At 57.6% G+C, this 342-nt stretch carries 1 protein-coding gene; it reads right to left on the bottom strand.

Annotated features, from left to right (window positions below; genetic code table 11):
• The coding region (locus EN804_RS35175) for an ATP-grasp domain-containing protein (protein ID WP_135922342.1) at positions 1 to 342 on the bottom strand (342 nt) is incomplete at both ends.

The raw sequence follows: 342 nt of genomic DNA, 5'->3' as shown, positions 1-342 counted from the left end.
GCTGTTCGAATTGCGAGATCACACAGGCCGCCTCCGTCCAGTGGCCAGTATTGTGCACGCGGGGCGCCATTTCATTGGCGACCAGCGATCCATCCGGCAGGACGAAAAACTCAATGCCGATAACGCCGACGTAATTCAGATCGGCCAGCAGCTTTTCCGCCGATTTCACGGCAATACCCCTTGCGGCATCCGAAAGTGCGGCCGGCACGGTGGATGTGTGCAGGATGCCGTTCAGATGAACGTTTTCGGCCGGATCGTAACAGGTCACAGTCCCGTCCCGGAAACGGGCGGCGATGATCGAAATTTCGCGTTCGAAGGCGATGAAGCTTTCAAGAATCAGGG

Origin of the sequence: Mesorhizobium sp. M8A.F.Ca.ET.161.01.1.1, assembly GCF_004792105.1 — a bacterium.
Taxonomy (GTDB): Bacteria; Pseudomonadota; Alphaproteobacteria; order Rhizobiales; family Rhizobiaceae; genus Mesorhizobium.
This window is presented reverse-complemented; position numbering and strand designations above follow the sequence as displayed.